The organism is Sphingobacterium sp. JUb56, assembly GCF_014191365.1.
In the GTDB taxonomy this organism is placed as follows: domain Bacteria; phylum Bacteroidota; class Bacteroidia; order Sphingobacteriales; family Sphingobacteriaceae; genus Sphingobacterium; species Sphingobacterium anhuiense.
On record NZ_JACHWL010000002.1, the window covers coordinates 805,486 to 825,125 of the forward strand.

General features: G+C 36.0%; 17 protein-coding genes. 15 read left to right on the forward strand and 2 right to left on the reverse strand.

Features of this window, described 5'->3' with window-relative positions:
• The first annotated feature begins 89 nt into the window (after positions 1 to 89).
• The 5 genes from uvrA to FHR29_RS22915 all read left to right on the forward strand — a co-directional run bounded on the left by uvrA (position 90) and on the right by FHR29_RS22915 (position 7,680).
• Positions 90 to 2,930: an excinuclease ABC subunit UvrA gene (gene uvrA, locus FHR29_RS22895; protein ID WP_031287009.1), complete on the forward strand. Its 2,841-nt coding sequence runs from the start codon at positions 90 to 92 to the stop codon at positions 2,928 to 2,930.
• 134 nt (positions 2,931 to 3,064) lie between these two features.
• A complete protein-coding gene (gene mutL / locus FHR29_RS22900; RefSeq protein WP_132769269.1) occupies positions 3,065 to 4,942 on the forward strand; it encodes a DNA mismatch repair endonuclease MutL in 1,878 nt (625 codons plus the stop codon).
• Between the two features lie 9 nt (positions 4,943 to 4,951).
• Positions 4,952 to 5,674 carry a rhomboid family intramembrane serine protease gene (locus FHR29_RS22905; protein ID WP_183917437.1) on the forward strand — a complete coding sequence of 241 codons (723 nt, stop codon included), beginning with the start codon at positions 4,952 to 4,954 and terminating at the stop codon, positions 5,672 to 5,674.
• A 13-nt stretch (positions 5,675 to 5,687) separates the two neighbouring features.
• On the forward strand, positions 5,688 to 6,569 hold the full coding sequence (locus FHR29_RS22910) for a rhomboid family intramembrane serine protease (RefSeq protein WP_183917439.1): 882 nt from the start codon (positions 5,688 to 5,690) through the stop codon (positions 6,567 to 6,569).
• The gene (locus tag FHR29_RS22915) at positions 6,562 to 7,680 is read left to right on the forward strand and encodes an endonuclease/exonuclease/phosphatase family protein (protein ID WP_132841019.1); all 1,119 of its coding nucleotides are present in this window, start codon (positions 6,562 to 6,564) and stop codon (positions 7,678 to 7,680) included. The genes FHR29_RS22910 and FHR29_RS22915 overlap by 8 nt, the downstream gene beginning before the upstream one ends.
• On the opposite strand, the gene FHR29_RS22920 is transcribed toward FHR29_RS22915, so the two are convergent.
• Positions 7,677 to 9,248, reverse strand: a complete 1,572-nt coding sequence (locus tag FHR29_RS22920) for a S41 family peptidase (RefSeq protein ID WP_311732313.1) — start codon at positions 9,246 to 9,248, stop codon at positions 7,677 to 7,679. The genes FHR29_RS22915 and FHR29_RS22920 overlap by 4 nt on opposite strands.
• A gap of 180 nt (positions 9,249 to 9,428) precedes the next feature.
• On the opposite strand from FHR29_RS22920, the gene FHR29_RS22925 reads away from it, so the two are divergent.
• The 5 genes from FHR29_RS22925 to FHR29_RS22945 all read left to right on the forward strand — a co-directional run bounded on the left by FHR29_RS22925 (position 9,429) and on the right by FHR29_RS22945 (position 14,296).
• On the forward strand, positions 9,429 to 9,998 hold the full coding sequence (locus tag FHR29_RS22925; RefSeq protein ID WP_183917443.1) for a hypothetical protein: 570 nt from the start codon (positions 9,429 to 9,431) through the stop codon (positions 9,996 to 9,998).
• A 108-nt stretch (positions 9,999 to 10,106) separates the two neighbouring features.
• Positions 10,107 to 11,504, forward strand: coding sequence for a class II fumarate hydratase (gene fumC / locus FHR29_RS22930; protein WP_021188024.1), 1,398 nt, complete (start codon positions 10,107 to 10,109; stop codon positions 11,502 to 11,504).
• A gap of 4 nt (positions 11,505 to 11,508) precedes the next feature.
• The gene (locus tag FHR29_RS22935) at positions 11,509 to 12,039 is read left to right on the forward strand and encodes a fumarate hydratase (RefSeq protein WP_168127608.1); all 531 of its coding nucleotides are present in this window, start codon (positions 11,509 to 11,511) and stop codon (positions 12,037 to 12,039) included.
• An 86-nt stretch (positions 12,040 to 12,125) separates the two neighbouring features.
• On the forward strand, positions 12,126 to 13,295 hold the full coding sequence (locus FHR29_RS22940; protein WP_132769279.1) for an MFS transporter: 1,170 nt from the start codon (positions 12,126 to 12,128) through the stop codon (positions 13,293 to 13,295).
• 8 nt (positions 13,296 to 13,303) lie between these two features.
• Positions 13,304 to 14,296 (forward strand): acyltransferase, encoded by a 993-nt coding sequence (locus tag FHR29_RS22945; protein WP_183917445.1) that lies wholly within the window; start codon positions 13,304 to 13,306, stop codon positions 14,294 to 14,296.
• A 63-nt stretch (positions 14,297 to 14,359) separates the two neighbouring features.
• Here the strand turns inward: FHR29_RS22945 and FHR29_RS22950 are convergent, their stop codons facing one another.
• Complete coding sequence (locus FHR29_RS22950; RefSeq protein ID WP_021187916.1) at positions 14,360 to 14,734, reverse strand: DUF3127 domain-containing protein; 375 nt, start codon at positions 14,732 to 14,734, stop codon at positions 14,360 to 14,362.
• Positions 14,735 to 14,804: 70 nt separating this feature from the next.
• Between FHR29_RS22950 and FHR29_RS22955 the strand changes: the two genes are divergently transcribed.
• The 5 genes from FHR29_RS22955 (at position 14,805) to FHR29_RS22975 (ending at position 19,534) form a co-directional block, all read left to right on the forward strand.
• Positions 14,805 to 15,986: a class I SAM-dependent RNA methyltransferase gene (locus FHR29_RS22955; RefSeq protein ID WP_021187917.1), complete on the forward strand. Its 1,182-nt coding sequence runs from the start codon at positions 14,805 to 14,807 to the stop codon at positions 15,984 to 15,986.
• Positions 15,979 to 16,626 carry an HD domain-containing protein gene (locus FHR29_RS22960; protein ID WP_132841010.1) on the forward strand — a complete coding sequence of 216 codons (648 nt, stop codon included), beginning with the start codon at positions 15,979 to 15,981 and terminating at the stop codon, positions 16,624 to 16,626. Before FHR29_RS22955 ends, FHR29_RS22960 begins: the two co-directional genes overlap by 8 nt.
• Positions 16,627 to 16,878: 252 nt before the next feature.
• Complete coding sequence (locus FHR29_RS22965; protein WP_183917447.1) at positions 16,879 to 17,646, forward strand: glycerophosphodiester phosphodiesterase family protein; 768 nt, start codon at positions 16,879 to 16,881, stop codon at positions 17,644 to 17,646.
• Positions 17,647 to 17,703: 57 nt separating this feature from the next.
• On the forward strand, positions 17,704 to 18,540 hold the full coding sequence (locus FHR29_RS22970; RefSeq protein ID WP_183917448.1) for an endonuclease/exonuclease/phosphatase family protein: 837 nt from the start codon (positions 17,704 to 17,706) through the stop codon (positions 18,538 to 18,540).
• A gap of 184 nt (positions 18,541 to 18,724) precedes the next feature.
• Positions 18,725 to 19,534 carry a DUF4197 domain-containing protein gene (locus FHR29_RS22975; RefSeq protein ID WP_021187920.1) on the forward strand — a complete coding sequence of 270 codons (810 nt, stop codon included), beginning with the start codon at positions 18,725 to 18,727 and terminating at the stop codon, positions 19,532 to 19,534.
• Positions 19,535 to 19,640: the final 106 nt, after the last annotated feature.

Here is a 19,640-nt window from a genome sequence, read left to right on the forward strand (position 1 = left end):
AGAGATGAGCACTCTTAAAGTTCATTAAAAATAAGTAATTTTGCATGTTTGCAGAAATTCATCTGCGTTTGGAAGAAAACAGCGGTTACATGACAAAGAAAATCACACCTGATTTAGGTGAACAAAGTGAAGTTCAAGTATTTGGAGCACGTGTACATAACCTCAAAAATATTGACATTTCATTTCCTCGAAACGAATTGGTTGTTATTACAGGATTAAGTGGCAGTGGTAAATCGTCATTAGCTTTTGACACCATATACGCGGAAGGCCAAAGACGTTACATGGAAACATTTAGCGCTTATAGCCGTCAGTTTTTAGGTGGTATGGAACGACCGGATGTAGATAAAATTTCTGGTTTGAGTCCTGTGATTTCTATTGAACAAAAAACAACAAGCAAAAATCCGCGTTCTACTGTCGGCACTATCACTGAGGTGTATGATTTTATGCGTTTGCTATTTGCTCGCGCAAGTGAAGCATTTTCTTATGTTACAGGCAATCGCATGCAACGCATGTCTGACGACCAGATTGTTGATCGTATTTTAACCGATTTTGATGGACAGGCTTTGAATATTTTAGCTCCCGTGATCAAAGGGCGTAAAGGTCATTACCGTGAGTTGTTTGAGCAAATCCGTAAACAGGGTTATGTTAAAGTCCGTGTAGATGGAGAAATCGTAGATTTAACGCCTAAAATGCAGGTAGACCGCTATAAAATACACGATATTGAAATTGTGATCGACCGCCTAAAGGTTACTGCCGACGATAAAAAAAGGTTGCAAACATCTGTTATGCAAGCGATGAAGACAGCAAAAGGAATTATTAAGGTAGCCAATCAAGAAAATGTGGAGCAATTTTTCAGCCGCTATCTCATGGATGCCGAATCAGGTATTTCTTACGATGAACCGCAGCCTAATACGTTTTCATTTAACTCCCCATACGGTGCCTGTCCAAAATGTGATGGCCTAGGATATATTTTTGAAATTGACAAAAACACAGTTATCCCTGATGGAAAATTAAGCATTCAAAAAGGAGGCTTAGCTCCCTTAGGACCTGCAAAGGAGACCTGGAACTTCCAAGTGTTGAAAGCTGTGGCTAAAAAACTTGATTTTTCTTTGACAACACCGCTAGAGAAGTTGACAGAAGAGCAAATCGACACGTTACTATTTGGTGCTGAGGAGCCTATTTCAGTTGCTGTTTCCTACGGCAGTTACGATGTACGTGATTACCGCATTGAGTTTTCTGGCATTTTCAAAATGCTAGAGGAGCAGTCTGGTAAATCTAGTGATGATATGTCTTCTTTAGATGATTTCAGATCAAAGATTGTATGTCCAACTTGTGAAGGCGCCAGGCTTAAAAAGGAATCACTACATTTTAAATTTGCCGGTAAAAACATTTATGAACTGGCACATATGGATATTAAATCGCTATATGAATGGTTCTCAAATGTAAACGCTTCTTTAGATGAACGTCAACAGATCATTGCTACCGAAATATTAAAAGAAATACAATCGCGTTTAGGTTTCCTACTGGATGTAGGCTTAAATTACCTGACTATAGATCGTTCTTCTAAATCGCTATCTGGTGGTGAAGCGCAACGTATACGACTTGCGACACAAATAGGTTCCCAACTTGTCAATGTTCTATACATCTTGGATGAGCCGAGCATCGGTCTCCATCAGAGAGATAATGAGCGTCTGATCAATTCTTTAAAAAATTTACGTGATATCGGCAATTCAGTGCTGGTTGTTGAACATGATAAAGACATGATCTTAAATGCAGACTATGTTATTGATATGGGACCTGCCGCGGGTGTCAATGGTGGTCAAGTGGTTGCTGAAGGAAAACCGAAAGATATCCTGAAATCAAAATCACTAACTGCAGCTTATTTAAATGGGAAAAAAGAGGTTGCTATTCCTTCAGAACGAAGAGCTGGAAACGGAAAAACATTATCTTTAAAAGGTGCAACAGGAAATAACTTAAAAAATGTTTCTGTTGATTTTCCACTTGGAAAATTAATTCTTGTCTCGGGTGTTTCGGGTTCTGGTAAATCAAGTTTGATTACCGGTACGTTATATCCGATTCTAAATAAACATTTTTTCCGTGCAAAAGGTATTCCACTTCCTTACAAAAGTATCGAAGGTCTGGAGCATGTCGATAAGGTCATTGAAATAGACCAAAGTCCGATCGGTCGTACGCCAAGATCAAACCCTTCTACTTATACGGGTGTATTTTCAGATATCAGAACTTTATTTGTCCAACTTCCTGAAGCGAAAATAAGGGGTTATAAACCGGGACGTTTTTCATTTAATGTGAAAGGCGGTCGTTGTGAAACTTGTCAAGGTGGTGGAATGAAGGTTGTGGAAATGAATTTCCTTCCTGATGTCCAGGTTCCTTGTGAAACATGTCATGGAAAACGTTATAACAGAGAAACTTTGGAGGTTCGCTTCAGAAGTAAATCCATCTCAGATATCCTGGATATGAGTGTTGATGAGGCAGTCGTTTTCTTTGAAAATATTCCTTCCATCTATCGTAAGATTAAAACATTACAGGATGTTGGCTTGGGTTATATTACATTGGGACAGTCTTCAACAACATTATCGGGCGGGGAAGCACAACGGATTAAATTGGCGACAGAGCTTTCCAAGAAAGACACCGGAAATACATTTTATATCTTAGATGAGCCGACAACGGGTTTGCATTTTGAGGATGTTAATGTATTGATGGGCGTAATCAACCGATTAGTTGACCGTGGTAACACGATCTTAATCATCGAACATAATCTCGATGTTATTAAATGTGCTGATTGGGTGATTGACATTGGCCCTGAAGGTGGTAAAGAAGGCGGTAATGTCTTATTTGCAGGTGTACCTGAAGAGTTAATCAAAAATAAAAAGAGCGAAACGGCTCGATTCCTTAAACTGGAAATGCAATAACGAACAGTTAGATTTGATACGTAAGTATTACGTATCAAATCTAACTCATGAAAGTTAATAAGTAATGTAATTTATACGACAACTTTCTAACGGAATTAAAAGCATTCCTCATTAATTTCGTAACTTCGCGTCATATGTCGGATATTATTCAATTATTACCAGATAATGTTGCCAATCAAATTGCAGCGGGTGAAGTCGTACAAAGACCTGCCGCGGCGATCAAAGAATTGATTGAAAATGCTATTGATGCTGGGGCTGACAAGATACAATTGATCATCAAAGATGCTGGAAAATCATTAATTCAAGTGATTGATAATGGTTGTGGAATGAGCGTGACGGATGCACGTCTTTGTTTTGAACGACATGCTACTTCCAAAATTCGTAAAGCAGAAGATTTGTTTGCCATTCGTACAATGGGATTTCGAGGTGAAGCAATGGCTTCCATCGCTGCCATTGCACATGTGACATTAAAAACACGTCGTTTTGAGGATGAATTGGGTACTGTCGTAGAGATAGAGGGCTCTAAAATCATCAATCAAGCACCAGAAGCTGTCGCTGCTGGCACCAATATTTCCATTAAAAATCTATTTTACAATATACCTGCACGCCGAAACTTTTTAAAAAGCAATTCGGTCGAGATGCGTCATATTATTGAAGAGTTCCAACGGATAGCATTAGCTAATCCTGAAATCTTTTTGACGTTACATAGTGATGGTAATGAAATGTTTCATTTACCTGCGGAAACATTGAAACAACGTATTGTTCATCTATTTGGCAACACGTATAATCAGCGATTAGTACCTGTAGAAGAAGATACCACGATCATAAAAGTAAATGGTTTTGTAGGAAAGCCTCAGTTTGCTAAAAAAACAAGAGGGGAACAATTCTTCTTTGTTAATAAGCGATTTATCAGAGACCATTACTTGAATCATGCTGTAATGAATGCTTTTGAAGAAATTCTGCCAGCAGAAACATTTCCTTTATATGTGCTTTTCATTGACATCGATCCTTCAAAGATTGATATCAATGTACACCCAACGAAAACGGAAATTAAATACGAAGATGAAAAGGCAATTTACGCGATCATCCGATCTGCTGTCAAAAGGTCTTTGGGACGATATAATATCGCGCCTTCTTTGGATTTTGAACAAGAAACAGGTTTCTCAAACATGATCACGCCAAAACCTTTGGACGAGATCATTGTACCTACGGTGAATTTTAATCCTGATTTTAATCCGTTTGAACCTGATCAGATTACAAAGACGACATTTTCGCGATCAGATAATTATCTCGCAGGTTTTGAAAAGAAAACGGCCATTCCTCAAAATTGGGATACTTTATATCAAATTACTGAACAGGATGAATCGATGCAACTGCCTTTAGAGCACGAACAACAAGACCGTCCAATTCATCAGATACAGGGTATAAAAAGTCAAGCGACAACGAAACAATTTTTTCAGATCCATAATCGATTCATTGTTTCACAAATTCATTCTGGTGTGATGCTGATCGATCAACAAGCTGCTCATGAACGCATCTTATTTGAACAGTTCAAATCACAGCTTGATCAACATAAAGGTTTGAGTCAACAGAGTCTGTTTCCTCAAAGTATTGATTTAAATCCTTCAGATAATGAATTGATGCAAGATTTATTGGAAGATATTCAAAGTTTAGGGTTTCAAATTCGTTCATTTGGAAAAAACAGCTATATCATTGACGGAATACCTGCAGATTTAGGTACCGGAATTGACGAACGTAAAATTATTGAACAAATCTTAGAAGATTATAAGAACAATCTTAATGATTTCAAAATTGAGAAACGTGAGAATTTAGCAAAAAGCTTAGCGCGAAATGCGGCAATAAAACCAGGTACTTTTCTGGATAATAATGCGATATCAGAACTTATTGATCAGCTTTTCGCTTGTGAGTCTCCAAATATCTCTATTTTTGGGAAACCAATCGTTATTACCATTACCTTACAGGAACTATTAGAAAAGTTTAGTAAAAACTAATTTAAATTTATGAATAACGCTAATCCGCTATCAAATTTACCAACAGTAACCAAAAACTTACTGATTATCAATGTAGTTTGTTTTATCGGTTCAATGATATTTACAAACTCCACCCGAATGTTTGGCGTGTTCTACCCGGACTCTCCTTTTTTTAGGATTTGGCAAATCATCACCTATATGTTTATGCATGGAGGGTTTACACACATATTTTTCAATATGTTCTCTTTATTTATGTTTGGTCCTATCGTGGAGCAGGTATTAGGAGCTAAACGTTTTCTGAATTTTTATTTGTTTACAGGAATTGGCGCCCTGATCCTTCAGTTTGGTGTTCAAGCATTCGAAGTTTATCAAATTGCAGGTACGATCAGCCCTAGTAGCAGTTTAACATTTGATATGCTTGCCGGCACAGTTTATACCAATAATCCTTTGGTATCTCAGGCTGGTTTAGGTACTTTGGTTTCTATCTATAATACACCTTTAGTTGGTGCTTCTGGTGCTATTTATGGTTTACTACTAGCATTTGGTTATTTATTCCCTAACTTAAAGCTAGCCCTTATCTTTATACCTGTACCTATAAAAGCTAAATTCTTTATTCCAATCCTGATCTTGATTGAAATTTATTTAGGTTTTTCTAATTCAGGTGGATCAATTGCACACTTAGCTCATGTCGGTGGAGCTTTATTTGGTTATATACTATTAAAGGTCTGGGGTATTAAAAAAGGAATATATTAATTATCTTTATAAGATGAGGGAAAACTCGTTCAAAAACTTTATCAGGACAACCTTCGGTTCAGGCTCTCCCATTCCATTTATTATTGGTGGACAGGTTTTCCTATTTATTCTGATTTATTTTTTTGATCTCCTTTTTGAGCTGAAGATTATTTCTTTCCCTCTTTTTCAATGGAGCGTAGATAAACTAAGTTTACCAACAAATTTTCAGACATTCATCCAGCAACCGTGGTCTCTAATTACGTATAACTTTCTATATACAGGCCTTTTCAACGTTGCTTTTGATTGTTTATGGCTATATTGGTTAGGTACTATTTTCTTTAATTTTTTAAATAGGAAACAGTTTCTTTTCATTTACATTGTCTCCGCTATCATGTCGGGACTGATCTTTTTAGTCTTCTCACACCTTGCTCTTTTCTCCAATACGATTAATCCTCCATTGAGCACTGGAGCATTTGGATTAGCTGCAATTTTAGCTGCTACAGCTACCTTAGTTCCAAAATATGAACTTAGACTATTGCTGTTTGGGAATGTTAAATTAAAGACTATCGCTATCATTTATTTTGCAATCCAGTTTTTGTTCTTTATTCTTACGAATAGACCTGCGGCCATCAGTTATTTTTGTTCCATTCTCTTTGGAATGGGATTTATTTATGCACTGCAATCGGGCATGGACTGGTCTAAAGTATTTAAAAGAAAACAGAAAAGATCCACAAAAATGAAAGTTGTCGTAGGTAATGGTGCACAACAATCAAAGCATCATCGTTATGATTTACCGAATCAGGATCAGATCGATCAAATTTTGGATAAGATATCCTTAACAGGCTATGATAGTCTAAGTTCACACGAAAAAGAAATTCTTTTCAAAGCAAGCAATAATAATAAGATCGATGGTTAAGCGTGTATTGTTAAAAAAAAAATTGGGCTATTTAAGCAGGACCGTTTTCATTTTTAACATTCTTGCTATTGTTGCTTTATTGATTAGCTATTCTGCTTCTTTCATCAATCCTAAGACAGTTTGGCCTATTGCATTTTTTGGTTTAGGTTATTTACCGATATTACTTGTCAATATTGGTTTTATCGCTTATTGGTTGTTAAGAAAACCTAAAATGATTGTATTTTCTTTAGCAACGATCTTACTTGGCTGGCCACTGCTAACAAAACATTGGAATTTACGTTCGAGCTCTCCAATAACTCAAAAAGCATCTGATCAGATCCGCGTACTTAGCTTCAATGCCCATCTTTTTAAAGATATCAACGACTCAAAGAAAAACTTCAAAAATGATGCGATAAAGATATTGGACAGTATTAAACCTGACATTGTCTGTTTCCAAGAATATTACAGTAAAATAAAAGGGAAATATGTCATCTCTAATGAGTTTAAGAGCAAACTAGGCTATGACTATCATTATTTTGCAGAAAGTGCCAAAAATGATTATGAGGCTTATGGAATGACCATATTCTCCAAATATCCGATTATAAATTCTGGTAATATCTTAGATAATGACTATGGTATCAACCGCATTTCGTACGCAGATATTGAAAAAAATGATAGTACTATCCGCGTCTACAATGTTCATCTCAGATCTTTTGCTCTTCAAAATGATGAAAAGGAATTTTTTCAAAATCCATCATCCAAAAAGGAGACTGATAATGCCGCTACACGTCGCATTGGACGAAAACTTAAAAATGCTTTTGAATTTAGAAGTGAACAGGCGAGTTCTTTAAAAAAACATATGGACGCTTGTCCTTTCCCTTTTATCGTAATGGGTGACTTTAATGATACTCCTATGAGCTATTCAGTAAATCGGGTGAGTAAGGGGCTCCACAATGCATTTAAAGAAAAAGGATCGGGTTGGGGAGTGACGCATTATGAATTATTGCCGATCTTTCAAATTGATTATATTTTTGCCAGTTCCAATTTTGATATCTTAAATTATCATGTGGTTAAAAGAAAATTATCAGACCACTACCCTATCTGGAGTGATTTGAAATTGAAGCACCTTTAGTGCATCTGAATTCCCAATGCACGAAATGCTCCTGCAACAAAATGATCTTTTCTATTTTTTATCTTAAAGTAAGCTTCTCTACCAAAATAATAACGTCCTACTAGTGCCTCAATATCTGACTGAATAATTTGATGCAGACGATCTGCTTCAAGTTTGTTCACAGCTATTCCTTTTTTTAATAAAAAGGAAATGAAATCATTAAACTCGGAGTCAGGCAAATTGTAACCACTCAAGAAATTTTCTATGGAATAAGCTGGCAATTTTTTTGTAAACCTATCATAAACAAATTCTTGTATACTATTGGAATGATATATATCTCTATATTTAGCACTGATTTCATTGGAATCTATTGGAATGAGAACGTCGGGCTGAATTCCACCTCCCCCAAATAGCATTTTCCCCTTACTGGTGGTATATAAATCATGCGGATTAAATTCGGTATCCAACGTCCATAGGTCAAATGTGGTCATATACTTAGACTGATCGTAATTTGCACGCGTATATTTGCGCTGAATACATCTGCCCAAAGGGGTGTAATAACGTGCTACTGTCAGGTTAACGGCAGAGCCATCGGCAAAGTCAAATTGTTCTTGAACTAATCCTTTGCCATAGGAACGACGACCGACTACTGTACCTCTATCTAAATCCTGCAGCGCACCTGTCACGATCTCGCTTGCGGAAGCTGAATCTTCATTAATAAGTATTACGATGCGACCTTCACTAAAATCACCTGCTTCTTTTGAGAAATAATCCCTTCGCAATTCATTGGCTCCTTCAGTATACATCAGTAAACGCTTATCTTTAAAAAACATACTGGCTATTTCAATAGCTGTATGTACATAACCGCCGCCATTGCCTCTCAAATCTAAAATTAAATCTTGCGCTCCACTTTTTCGAAGATCGCGCAATTTGATTTTAAAATCTTCAGAAGTCTGATGCCCAAAGCGTCTTATTTTTACGTAAGCTACTTTAGGAGCTATCATATAGGATGCATCCAATGTACTCACAGATACTTGATCGCGAACAACTTTGAGCGGAGTTGTCAAAATTTCGTTATTTCGTTTCACAATGATGTCTACTGTAGATCCTTTTTTACCTCGAATCAACTTGTCTACTTCATTTTCAGTCACACGTACGCCAGCTATATTTCGATTCGCAATTTTGACCAATCGATCTCCAATCTTCATTCCAGACTTTTCTGCAGGACCGGCTGAGATCATTCCGACAACAAGCAAGGTATCGTTAAGATTAAAGTACTCAACACCAATACCATCAAAAGTTCCTTCCAGAGCCTCTGCTTGTGCTAAACGTTCATTGGGTTTTAAATAGGTTGAAAAAGGATCTAATCGGGTAATGATATGCTGAATGGCTTCATCCTGAATCGTATCTAAACTTACTTTATCAACGTAATTGTCCGATATTAAATTAACCAGATATTGAACTTTTTCAGAATTACCGGTCAGCCCCCCTGCTAGAATAGAAGTTGATTGTTTATTACCTTGTTCATCGGCATATTTTTGCCCAAGCAATAGCCCCACGAGTAAAACTCCTGCGTATGTTGCTGCCACAAAAATATTCCGTTTTATACTTCCTTGCATATGAAAAGATGCTTCAAAAATACTAAGTTTTATCCATTAAAACCACAATATATGAGTTGATTTTTGGATTAAAACAAAAGTCGTTAAAAGTGGTTAATATGTGAAAGTTTTCTCAACTTTGTGTTTGTAACAATCAAATAATCTGCCAAAATGCACGAAATTGAACCTTTTTACAATTGGAGACATGATTATATCGCATCGGAAGATGAACAGTCTCCTTTTTACGGAATGATATATAATGAATTTGAATACGATAAACAGATTTATAATTTCCTTTTACACCCCCAGTGGGACGACTTTGGTTCACATACTTTATATTTGAAAGTCCTTTTTGTAGACTATGACAAGCAATTTTGCATCATCGAACTGATCGGCGAATGGAATGATGCCATTGATAATGACATTATGATCCTGAAGCGTGAAGTGATTGATCTGATGATCGCTTCGGGTATTAATCATTTTATATTAATTGGTGAAAATATTCTTAATTTTCATGCTTCAGATGATACTTATTATGAAGAATGGTTTCAGGATATTGATGATGGTTGGATAGCTGCTGTTAATTTTAGGACACATGTCATCACAGAATTTATGCAAAATAATATTGATTATTATATCAATTTTGGAGGAAACCTCAATGATCTTTCTTGGCGTACCTTAAAACCAATTCAAGTTTTCCATCATATCAATGAACAATTAACCAAACGATTGAATGGTTAACAACATTTGAAGATACTATGACATTCAAATTTTACTAAGATGAAGTGTTTGAATGCCTGTTCTCTATATTTTTACTTAACTTTGTCATATTAAAAAAAATCAAACGCTATGTCATTTAGAATAGAAAAAGATACCATGGGTGAAGTTCAAGTACCTGCAGATAAATACTGGGGTGCTCAAACAGAACGTTCACGCAATAATTTCAAAATTGGTCCTGCTGCATCTATGCCACATGAAATTATCGAAGGTTTTGCTTACTTGAAAAAAGCTGCTGCTTATGCAAATGCTGAATTAGGTGTATTACCTATTGAGAAACGTGATGCTATTGCTGCAGTTTGTGATGAGATCTTAGCTGGTAAATTGGACGATCAATTTCCATTGGTAATCTGGCAAACAGGTTCGGGAACTCAATCTAACATGAATTTAAATGAAGTAATTGCAAACCGTGCTCAGGTATTAGCTGGTTTCAAAATTGGAGAAGGTGAGCCTGTGTTAAAAGCGAATGATGATGTGAACAAATCACAATCTTCTAATGACACCTACCCTACTGGAATGCACATAGCGGCCTATAAAGCAGTTGTTGAAGTAACAATTCCTGGTGTTGAAAAACTACGTGATACATTAGCAAAAAAATCTGCTGAATTCATGAATGTTGTTAAAATTGGCCGTACTCACTTAATGGATGCAACTCCTTTAACATTGGGTCAAGAATTATCAGGCTATGTAGCACAGTTGAATTATGGTATCAAAGCTGTTAAAAATACTTTAGCGCATTTGGCAGAAGTAGCATTAGGTGGTACTGCAGTTGGTACGGGATTAAATACACCTGCTGGATATGATGTTCTGGTAGCAAAATATATCGCTGAATTTACTGGTCATCCTTTCATTACTGCTGAGAATAAATTCGAAGCTTTAGCTGCGCATGATGCCATTGTTGAATCACACGGATCATTAAAACAATTAGCAGTTTCGTTAAATAAAATTGCTAACGATATCCGCATGTTGGCTTCTGGTCCTCGCTCTGGTATTGGTGAAATTATTATTCCTGAAAATGAACCTGGTTCTTCGATCATGCCTGGAAAAGTTAACCCTACTCAATGTGAGGCTTTAACAATGGTTGCTGCTCAGGTAATGGGTAATGATGTAGCTATTACTATCGGTGGTACTCAAGGTCACTATGAATTGAATGTATTCAAACCTTTAATGGCGTCTAACTTTTTACAATCAGCTCGATTAATCGGAGATGCTTGTGTATCATTTGAAGAGCACTGTGCAAGTGGTATTGAACCAAATTATGCTCGTATTAAAGAATTAGTTGATAACTCTTTGATGTTGGTAACGGCTTTGAATACTAAAATAGGCTACTACAAATCGGCAGAAATTGCACAGACAGCACATAAAAATAACTCGACATTAAAAGAAACGGCTATTGCATTAGGATATGTAACTGCTGCAGAATTTGACGAGTGGGTAAAACCTGAAGAAATGGTAGGTAGCTTAAAATAAGGCTATGATTCCATTTTTAAATAAATTAAAAAATATCAAAGCATACCTATTTTTAGCAATGGGTATGCTTTTGCTATTTGGAAGTTGCAAATTCAATTCGGAAATGCAATCTGAGGGTGCTGGTTATTTGCAAGGGGAATGGAAACAAGACAGTATTGCCGACCAAGATCAAATGTTGCAATATACGCTCACAGATTTCCGTTTTACCTGTGACTCCATTTATGCACGCATGTATGTCCATGCTAAAACAAAGCAGATATCAGATAGCTGTTATAATAATGGGTCTTGGATCGAATATGCTAAAGGTATTTATGTTGTACGTGGTGACAGTGTCATTGTCGATGGTATATACGTCAAAGAAAATGGCAAACAAAAAGTATCTGGGTGCTATCGCCAAGGTCAATATTTACCAAGGTTTAAAGTTGCTTTCCACTCTAAAGATTCTCTAGTATTAGAAAATAAATATGATCAGCGTCCTATCATATTACGTAAAACAAAGGATGTAATTTGTGTCCCGCAGAAACGCTGGCAATAAAAAAGAATAAACGTGTAGCCATTTAATTTTTTAAATGGCTTTTTCTATCATTAACGACACGCTCGTCACTATCTGAGCAAAAAAATATGAATAAAGGAATTATTGCATTGGCATTTGGAGGTCTCGCTATAGGAATGACAGAATTTTCTATGATGGGAATCTTACCAGACATCGCAAAAGACTTAAATATCGATATTCCAACAGCTGCCCATTTAATAGCACTTTATGCTATCGGTGTTGTTGTTGGTGCCCCTACATTAGTACTATTATCCGGAAAATACCCTCCTAAAAACGTTTTACTTTTTTTAATGGTTCTATTTTTCATTTTTAATGGATTATTTGCTATATCTCCTACCCATTTTACCATGCAACTTTCCAGATTTATGTCCGGTTTGCCACATGGAGCTTTCTTTGGTGTAGGTTCTGTTGTTGCAGCTAGATTAGCTCCTAAAGGTAAAGAGGCGCAGGCAATATCGATTATGTTTACAGGTATGACGATTGCTAATTTAGCAGGTGTGCCTTTAGGAACATATATCGGACATCATTACTCTTGGCGCATTACCTATGGTGTCATCAGTGTACTAGGCCTCCTAACATTTTTAATGATTTATCTTTGGTTACCAAAAATTGAATCTTCTAAACAAAACAATATTATAGCACAGGTAAGTTTTTTCAAAAAGCAAGAAGCATGGCTACTGATGGCAATTATTGCAATCGGAACTGGAGGTCTTTTTGCCTGGATCAGCTATATTGCTCCATTGGTTACAAATGTATCTGGACTTGACCCTAATCGTGTGCCTATTATTATGATTTTAATCGGTATAGGTATGTTTTTTGGAAATTTATTGGGTGGAAAAATGGCTGATACCATCTCTCCGACAAAAGCGGCTATTGCTAGTTTTAGTGCTATGGCGATATGTTTAGTCTTTGTTTATTTTGTTTCACCATTTCAATGGTCAGCATACATTATGGCCTTTATTACGGGTTTGGTTTCTTTTACAATAGGTCCACCTACACAGATGATGTTGATCCGGACTGCTAAAGGTGCTGAAACTTTGGCAGCAGCGGGTGGTCAGGCAGCATTCAACTTGGGTAATACTTTAGGAGCTTATTTAGGAGGTATACCCATTACATATGGCTTAATGTATAATACTCCTTCTTTAGTAGGTGTTGGAATGGCCACTATAGGCGCTTTACTTGCTTGCGTATTTTTGGTTCAATTTGTACAAAAGAACAGAATCCCAAGTGCAGACTAACAGATAATATGACCGAAAAACTTAGCTATATCAGTGTCCTTCGAATTATTGCTACCATTGCAGTTATCGCGATACACGCATCTTCTGGTTACTTAAATAGTACTGATATAGCTGGGTTTGACTGGAAATATGCAAATCTGATAAATAGTTTCACTCGATTCTCTGTCCCTATATTTGTGATGCTTTCTGGGGCTCTCCTGTTGACGAAAGAAGAACATACAGGACAGTTTTATAAAAAAAGACTCCTTAAGATTTTTTATCCCTTTCTTTTTTGGACTATTATTTACTTTTTTTATAACACGAATGTGCTGGAATTAAATATAGACCAATTGATCTCTACATTGGTCTATAGACTCAAAAACGGTGCGAACGCACATCTTTGGTATCTCTATATGATCATGGGTCTATACCTTGCTATTCCATTTCTTCAAAAGATCGTAAAGCATTCATCCATGAGAGAACTGGAGATTTTTTTAGTTTTATGGTTTATAACGCTGTTTATATTCAACAAAAACTTTTCAACCTATCTACCAAAATTCGATCTTACATTTTTTTCGAGTTATACAGGGTACTTGATCTTAGGCTATTATTTGAAGGTGAAAGATTTTAGGGGGATAAAATGGTGGTGTTTGTTTTTATTTATCATGGCTGCATTGGGAACAGCTTATTTTACTTATGAAATGAGTTTAAGCGCACATGAATTTCGTCCACTTTTATACGGTTATTTGTCACCGAATACAGTCCTGATTGCTACCGGTATATTTATATTCATCAAAACAATATCGCGTGATCTAAAACTTCCCCAGTGGGCATTATGGATCGATCAATATAGTTTTGGAATATATCTCTGCCATATCCTGATTTTAAATTATGTACATCCGATATTACCCGTGGGCACATTTTTAAAGATTCCTTTAGCAACTTTTGTTACACTTGCCATCAGTATTATGCTTATATACGGTATTCGTAAAATTCCTTTTGGCAAATACATTTCTGGTTAATAAAAAAGCTTCAATAAGCGCAGGGCGAATTGAAGCTTTTTTATATTTGAGATTCGCGTAAGACTAGAAAGGTAAATCGTCGTCGTCATTTGATCCTGATAAATCAACTGGAGCTGGCATTTCAGCATAACCTGGAGCAGGAGCTGAAGCAGCAGTATTTGCTAATTTAGTAACTCTCCAAGCAACTAATGAATTGAAGTATGTTGTTACACCTTCTTTATTTGTCCAAGGACGACCACGTAAATTGAAAGAAACTTCAATTTCTTCACCTACAGTCAAACCATCAAAAATTGATGTTCTGTCTTGAGTAGCTTCAAAGCGAATATATTCAACAAACTGCGGATTTTCAGCGTAAGCCACGATTATATCACGTTTCTTAAATGACTCTGTTACTTGTTGCGTAGCACCTATTTCGTGTACTTTTCCTCTAATTTCCATAATCAAAAATATTAAACCGTAAAAATAAGCATTTTTTGAGTAAGAGATTAACTAACTTTGTACAAATATTATGGAAGTTTTCAACACCCCCAATAAAATCATCATCACTTGCAATAAGCGACTTTCTCCTTATTTGCAACAAGAAGTCGAAGAACTTGGCTTCGAGATCAAACGTTCTTTCTCTACTGGTGTAGAATTATTTAACACCTTGAATGAAACGATTAAGTTAAATTTGAATTTGCGCACTGCTTCTCAGATTCTTTATTCGATAAAAGAATTTAAAGCGTCCAACCCTCAGGAACTATACGATGAACTGAAAGACATCGCATGGGAAGAGCTTATTGCTTTTGACGGCTATTTTTCTGTGACTTCAAATGTCGATAACGAAACAATCACGACACCTTTATTTGCGAATTTGAAAGTTAAGGATGCCATAGTTGATCGTATCAAAGAAAAAAAGGACATTCGCCCAAATTCGGGTTCTGATGCAAACAAAGCTGTTATACATCTGTATTGGAAAGATGATCGCGCAGAAGTTTTTATCGATTCTTCCGGTGAGACGCTAGCAAAACACGGTTATCGTAAACACCCTGGAAAGGCACCAATGTTAGAAGCGCTTGCTGCTGGTACTATTCTTGCAACGAAATGGGATGGTCTATCATCTTTTGTCAACCCAATGTGCGGTTCTGGTACTTTAGCTATTGAAGCAGCATTGATCGCGACCAACCGTCGTCCCGGCCTTTACCGCATGAACTATTCGTTTATGCATTTCATTGGTTACGATGAAGAAGTCTTTTTTCAAGAAAGAAGAAATCTTAAAGAACAGGTCAATAAGAAAGCAAATCCGAAGATAATTGCTTCAGATCTTTCGCAACAGGCGGTAGATATTGCGATCATGAATGCCAAGACTGCTGGTGTAGATCAGCTTATTGATTTTCAAGTTTGTGATTTTGCTGACACAACTGTACCACAAGAAGAAAAAGGAATTGCTATATTTAACCCGGAATATGGTGAACGCCTTGGTAATCATAGTCAATTGGAATTAACATATAAACGTGTAGGTGACTTTCTAAAACAAAACTGCAAGGGTTATAAAGGTTACATTTTTACTGGAAATCCGGATCTTGCCAAAAAGATAGGCTTACGGGCTTCTAGAAAAGTTGAATTTTATAACGGTAAATTAGATTGTCGTTTATTAGAATACGAATTATACGAGGGAACTCGCGAAAAACCAAAAGTAATTTATGAATAAGATTATTGAAAGTACGGTTGCATTTGTACAGGACAGATTAAAATTTGCTGAATCTGGTCATGATTGGTCTCATATCCAACGTGTATGGAACAACACAAAATTAATTCTTCAAACGGAAGAGGCGGATTACCAAACTTGCGAACTAGCCGCTTTATTACATGATATTGCTGATAGCAAATTTCACGATGGAGATGAAACGATAGGCCCTCGTGTTGCTGGTGAATTTTTAACCTCTATAGGCGTTGATAAAGACGTAATTGAACATGTTGAAAAAATTATTTTAAACATGTCTTTTAAGGCAAGTCTTGGCGAAATCGTTTTTCATTCTAAGGAACTTGAGATTGTTCAGGATGCTGATCGTTTGGATGCAATAGGTGCAATTGGTGTTGCTCGAGCATTTAACTATGGCGGTCATAAAAACAGAGAAATGTATAATCCGAATGTCCCTGTTCAAGAATATCAGGACAAGGAAAGCTACAAACATTCTGAAGCACCGACAATTAATCATTTTCACGAAAAGCTTTTATTGCTTAAAGATAAAATGAATACCAAAGCCGCTCAAGCTATCGCTGAAAAAAGACATGAATTTATGCTTTCTTTTTTAGATGAATTTTATGCTGAGTGGGAAGGTAAACGATAACAATAATAAAACTTAATATTTCCTTAACTCGGAAATTACACAAAAATGGTACTTTCGATAATTATCGAGGTACCATTTTTTTTGTTTAAATTTAGTCTGTAAAACTAAGCCCGTAATAATTTGCAATCTATGGGAACAGGTTATGATCGCTTATTTTTTATATTTAAAACAAAAAGAGCTCGTAGACTCCTAAGTAAAACAAAGTATTCGTCTATACCAGAAAACATGAATACTACTTTATATTTATATCCGATGAAAAAAACAGTTTTTGTAATCCTTGCCACTATGGCCGTTATGGGAATCACTGAATTAAATGCTCAAACCAAAATCATTGCTCACCGTGGAGCTTTTAAAAACACGAAAGTTCCGGAAAATTCAATTGCTTCGTTAAAAGCCGCTAAGGATTTAAATCTTTGGGGTTCGGAATATGATGTACATCTTACAAAGGATAATGTACTTGTTGTCAATCATGATAATGATTTTTACGGAATAGATATTGCGACCGCTACTTACCAGGAGTTATTGGCCAAAAGCCATCCAAATGGTGAGAAAATTCCTACTTTAGAGGAATATATCAAAGCAGGGTTAAAGCTTAAAGGTTTAAAATTAATTCTTGAATTGAAGACTAATAAACTAGGACTTGAACGTACCTTGGAGGCTACTGAAAAAGCTGTCGCTTTAGTAAAAGAATTAAAAGCTGAAAAAGTAACTGAATATATTGCTTTCAGTTATGATGCTTGTAAAAAGATCCATGAACTTGATCCTAAAGCTAAGGTCGCCTATTTAAATGGCGATATTGCTCCTGATCAAATTAAAAAAGATGGTTTAACGGGTATTGATTATCATCTTAGTGTTTTCACGAAAAACCCAACCTGGTTACAAGAATCAAAAGCATTAAAGCTGACGACAAATGCTTGGACAGTTAATAAAGAAGATGATATGAAATCTCTGATCAGTCAAAAGATTGATTACATTACAACGAATGAACCTGAGCTTTTAAAGACTTTACTCAAAAAATAATTAACCTTGTATAGCAGTTCATAGATATGAACAACACATTTATAAAAAAATAAGTTAATGAAAAAAATTATTCTTGCTTTCTCTATTTTACTTGTGGGTTTAGGAAGTGCTCTTGCACAGCAAATGCGAGTGGCCACCTACAATATAAGACAGAAAAATGATCATGATATTGGTAATATGTGGAATGAACGCAGAGATGCTGTAGCCAATTTGATTAAATTCCATAATTTCGAAATTTTCGGTATACAGGAAGCATTTATTGACCAAGTGAAAGATCTTCAAGAACGTCTTCCTGATTTTAAATCGATAGGTGTTGGTCGAGACGATGGTGCAGAAAAAGGAGAACATTCTTCAATTTTTTATAACAAGAACCGTTTTGACGCTATTAAAAGCGGAACTTTCTGGTTGTCTGCGACAGATACAAAACAACCCAATAAAGGCTGGGATGCTGCACTGCCACGAATCTGCACATGGGCAGTTTTAAAGGATAAAAAAAGTGGAAAATCATTTATTTTTATGAATACGCACTTTGACCATGTTGGTGTTGAAGCGAGAAAAGAAAGTGCTAAATTGATCTTAACTAAGGCAAAGGAATTAGCCGGTAATCTTCCTTTAATCTTAACCGGTGATTTCAATGTTGATGAACATAATGAAGCATATTTTACTTTAGCAAACAGCAAAACTGTGGTCGATAGTTATACTGTTAGTCCTCAAATCTATGAACCAAGCTCTTCTTTTAATGGCTGGGGTAAAAGTATTAAACAGAAAGAAAGGATAGATCATATTTTTGTTGTTCCTAAAACAAAAGTAAGTAACTATGCAATATTGACTGATACGTATCAGGGAAAATTTCCGTCAGATCATTTTCCTGTTATTGTAGATTTATCGCTATAAAACAGAATTATATTGTGCCGGTCTAAAACCGGCGCAATTAAACTATCTTTTCCCTTGATTTATCAAGAGTTAGACGATCATTTGGGTATCCGCCCATCCTTCTAAATATGGTAAATATTCGTACTCTTCGTTAAACTTTAGATTCCTTTTGCGTTCTAATTTGTAGTTTTACAAAAAAAAAGACATGAAAAGTATCTTATCATACGCTCTTATTGCATCAGGATTATTCTTTGCAACTCAATCTCAAGCTCAGTCCAAAGGGCTTTCTAAGTTAAAGGATATCTTAAATTCTACATCTGCTCAAAATAAAACAAATAGCGATACTACTACGAGTAAAGTTGTTCCCTCTAATCAGGCTGTCGTAAAAAATATTACAAAGAAAGAAGCTACTTCAGGTATAAAAGAAGCTTTAGCTAAAGGATTGACTAACAGTGTTAATATTCTTTCTGTAAAAGATGGTTTTTTAGGAGATGCCGCAGTCAAAATTTTAATGCCTGCTGAAGCTCAAAAAGTAGAAAAAGCACTTCGCGCAGTAGGTATGGGTTCTTTGTGTGATCAGTTTATCAGCAGTATGAATAGAGCTGCGGAAACAGCTGTTAGTGAGGCCGGTACTGTTTTTGTTAACTCTTTATCGAAAATGACGATTACAGATGCTTACAATATTTTATTAAGTGGTAATCAAAATGCCGCAACGACTTTCTTTAAAACAAATACTTCGACCGAGCTGACTTCAAAATTCTCTCCTGTTATAGACAAGGCAATGGGTGCTAATAATGTATCGGGTTACTGGAATCAATTAACGACTGCTTATAACAATTTACCATTTTCAAAAAAGGTAGAAACCAATTTAACAGGTTACGTTACGCAAAAAGCTATCGATGGATTATTTGTAAAAGTAGCAGATCAAGAGTTAAAGATCAGAGAAAATATTGGTGGATCGCGAAACACGGATTTACTATCAAAAGTATTCGGCTGGGCTGATAATCAAAAATAAGGTATTGGACAGAATTTTTAATTCTGTCTACACCTTTACGTTTCTTTTGTTAATATGGCTAAAATATAGCCTGGACCAATTTTTATACTGGTATATAGTAGCAAGT

Excerpts from the sequence above, each read along its gene's own strand:
- uvrA (WP_031287009.1), top strand. The coding sequence starts at position 90 with ATGACAAAGAAAATCACACCTGATTTAGGTGAACAAAGTGAAGTTCAA.
- mutL (WP_132769269.1), top strand. The coding sequence starts at position 3,065 with ATGTCGGATATTATTCAATTATTACCAGATAATGTTGCCAATCAAATT.
- FHR29_RS22905 (WP_183917437.1), top strand. The coding sequence starts at position 4,952 with ATGAATAACGCTAATCCGCTATCAAATTTACCAACAGTAACCAAAAAC.
- FHR29_RS22910 (WP_183917439.1), top strand. The coding sequence starts at position 5,688 with ATGAGGGAAAACTCGTTCAAAAACTTTATCAGGACAACCTTCGGTTCA.
- FHR29_RS22915 (WP_132841019.1), top strand. The coding sequence starts at position 6,562 with ATGGTTAAGCGTGTATTGTTAAAAAAAAAATTGGGCTATTTAAGCAGG.
- FHR29_RS22925 (WP_183917443.1), top strand. The coding sequence starts at position 9,429 with ATGCACGAAATTGAACCTTTTTACAATTGGAGACATGATTATATCGCA.
- fumC (WP_021188024.1), top strand. The coding sequence starts at position 10,107 with ATGTCATTTAGAATAGAAAAAGATACCATGGGTGAAGTTCAAGTACCT.
- FHR29_RS22935 (WP_168127608.1), top strand. The coding sequence starts at position 11,509 with ATGATTCCATTTTTAAATAAATTAAAAAATATCAAAGCATACCTATTT.
- FHR29_RS22940 (WP_132769279.1), top strand. The coding sequence starts at position 12,126 with ATGAATAAAGGAATTATTGCATTGGCATTTGGAGGTCTCGCTATAGGA.
- FHR29_RS22945 (WP_183917445.1), top strand. The coding sequence starts at position 13,304 with ATGACCGAAAAACTTAGCTATATCAGTGTCCTTCGAATTATTGCTACC.
- FHR29_RS22950 (WP_021187916.1), bottom strand. The coding sequence starts at position 14,734 with ATGGAAATTAGAGGAAAAGTACACGAAATAGGTGCTACGCAACAAGTA.
- FHR29_RS22955 (WP_021187917.1), top strand. The coding sequence starts at position 14,805 with ATGGAAGTTTTCAACACCCCCAATAAAATCATCATCACTTGCAATAAG.
- FHR29_RS22960 (WP_132841010.1), top strand. The coding sequence starts at position 15,979 with ATGAATAAGATTATTGAAAGTACGGTTGCATTTGTACAGGACAGATTA.
- FHR29_RS22965 (WP_183917447.1), top strand. The coding sequence starts at position 16,879 with ATGAAAAAAACAGTTTTTGTAATCCTTGCCACTATGGCCGTTATGGGA.
- FHR29_RS22970 (WP_183917448.1), top strand. The coding sequence starts at position 17,704 with ATGAAAAAAATTATTCTTGCTTTCTCTATTTTACTTGTGGGTTTAGGA.
- FHR29_RS22975 (WP_021187920.1), top strand. The coding sequence starts at position 18,725 with ATGAAAAGTATCTTATCATACGCTCTTATTGCATCAGGATTATTCTTT.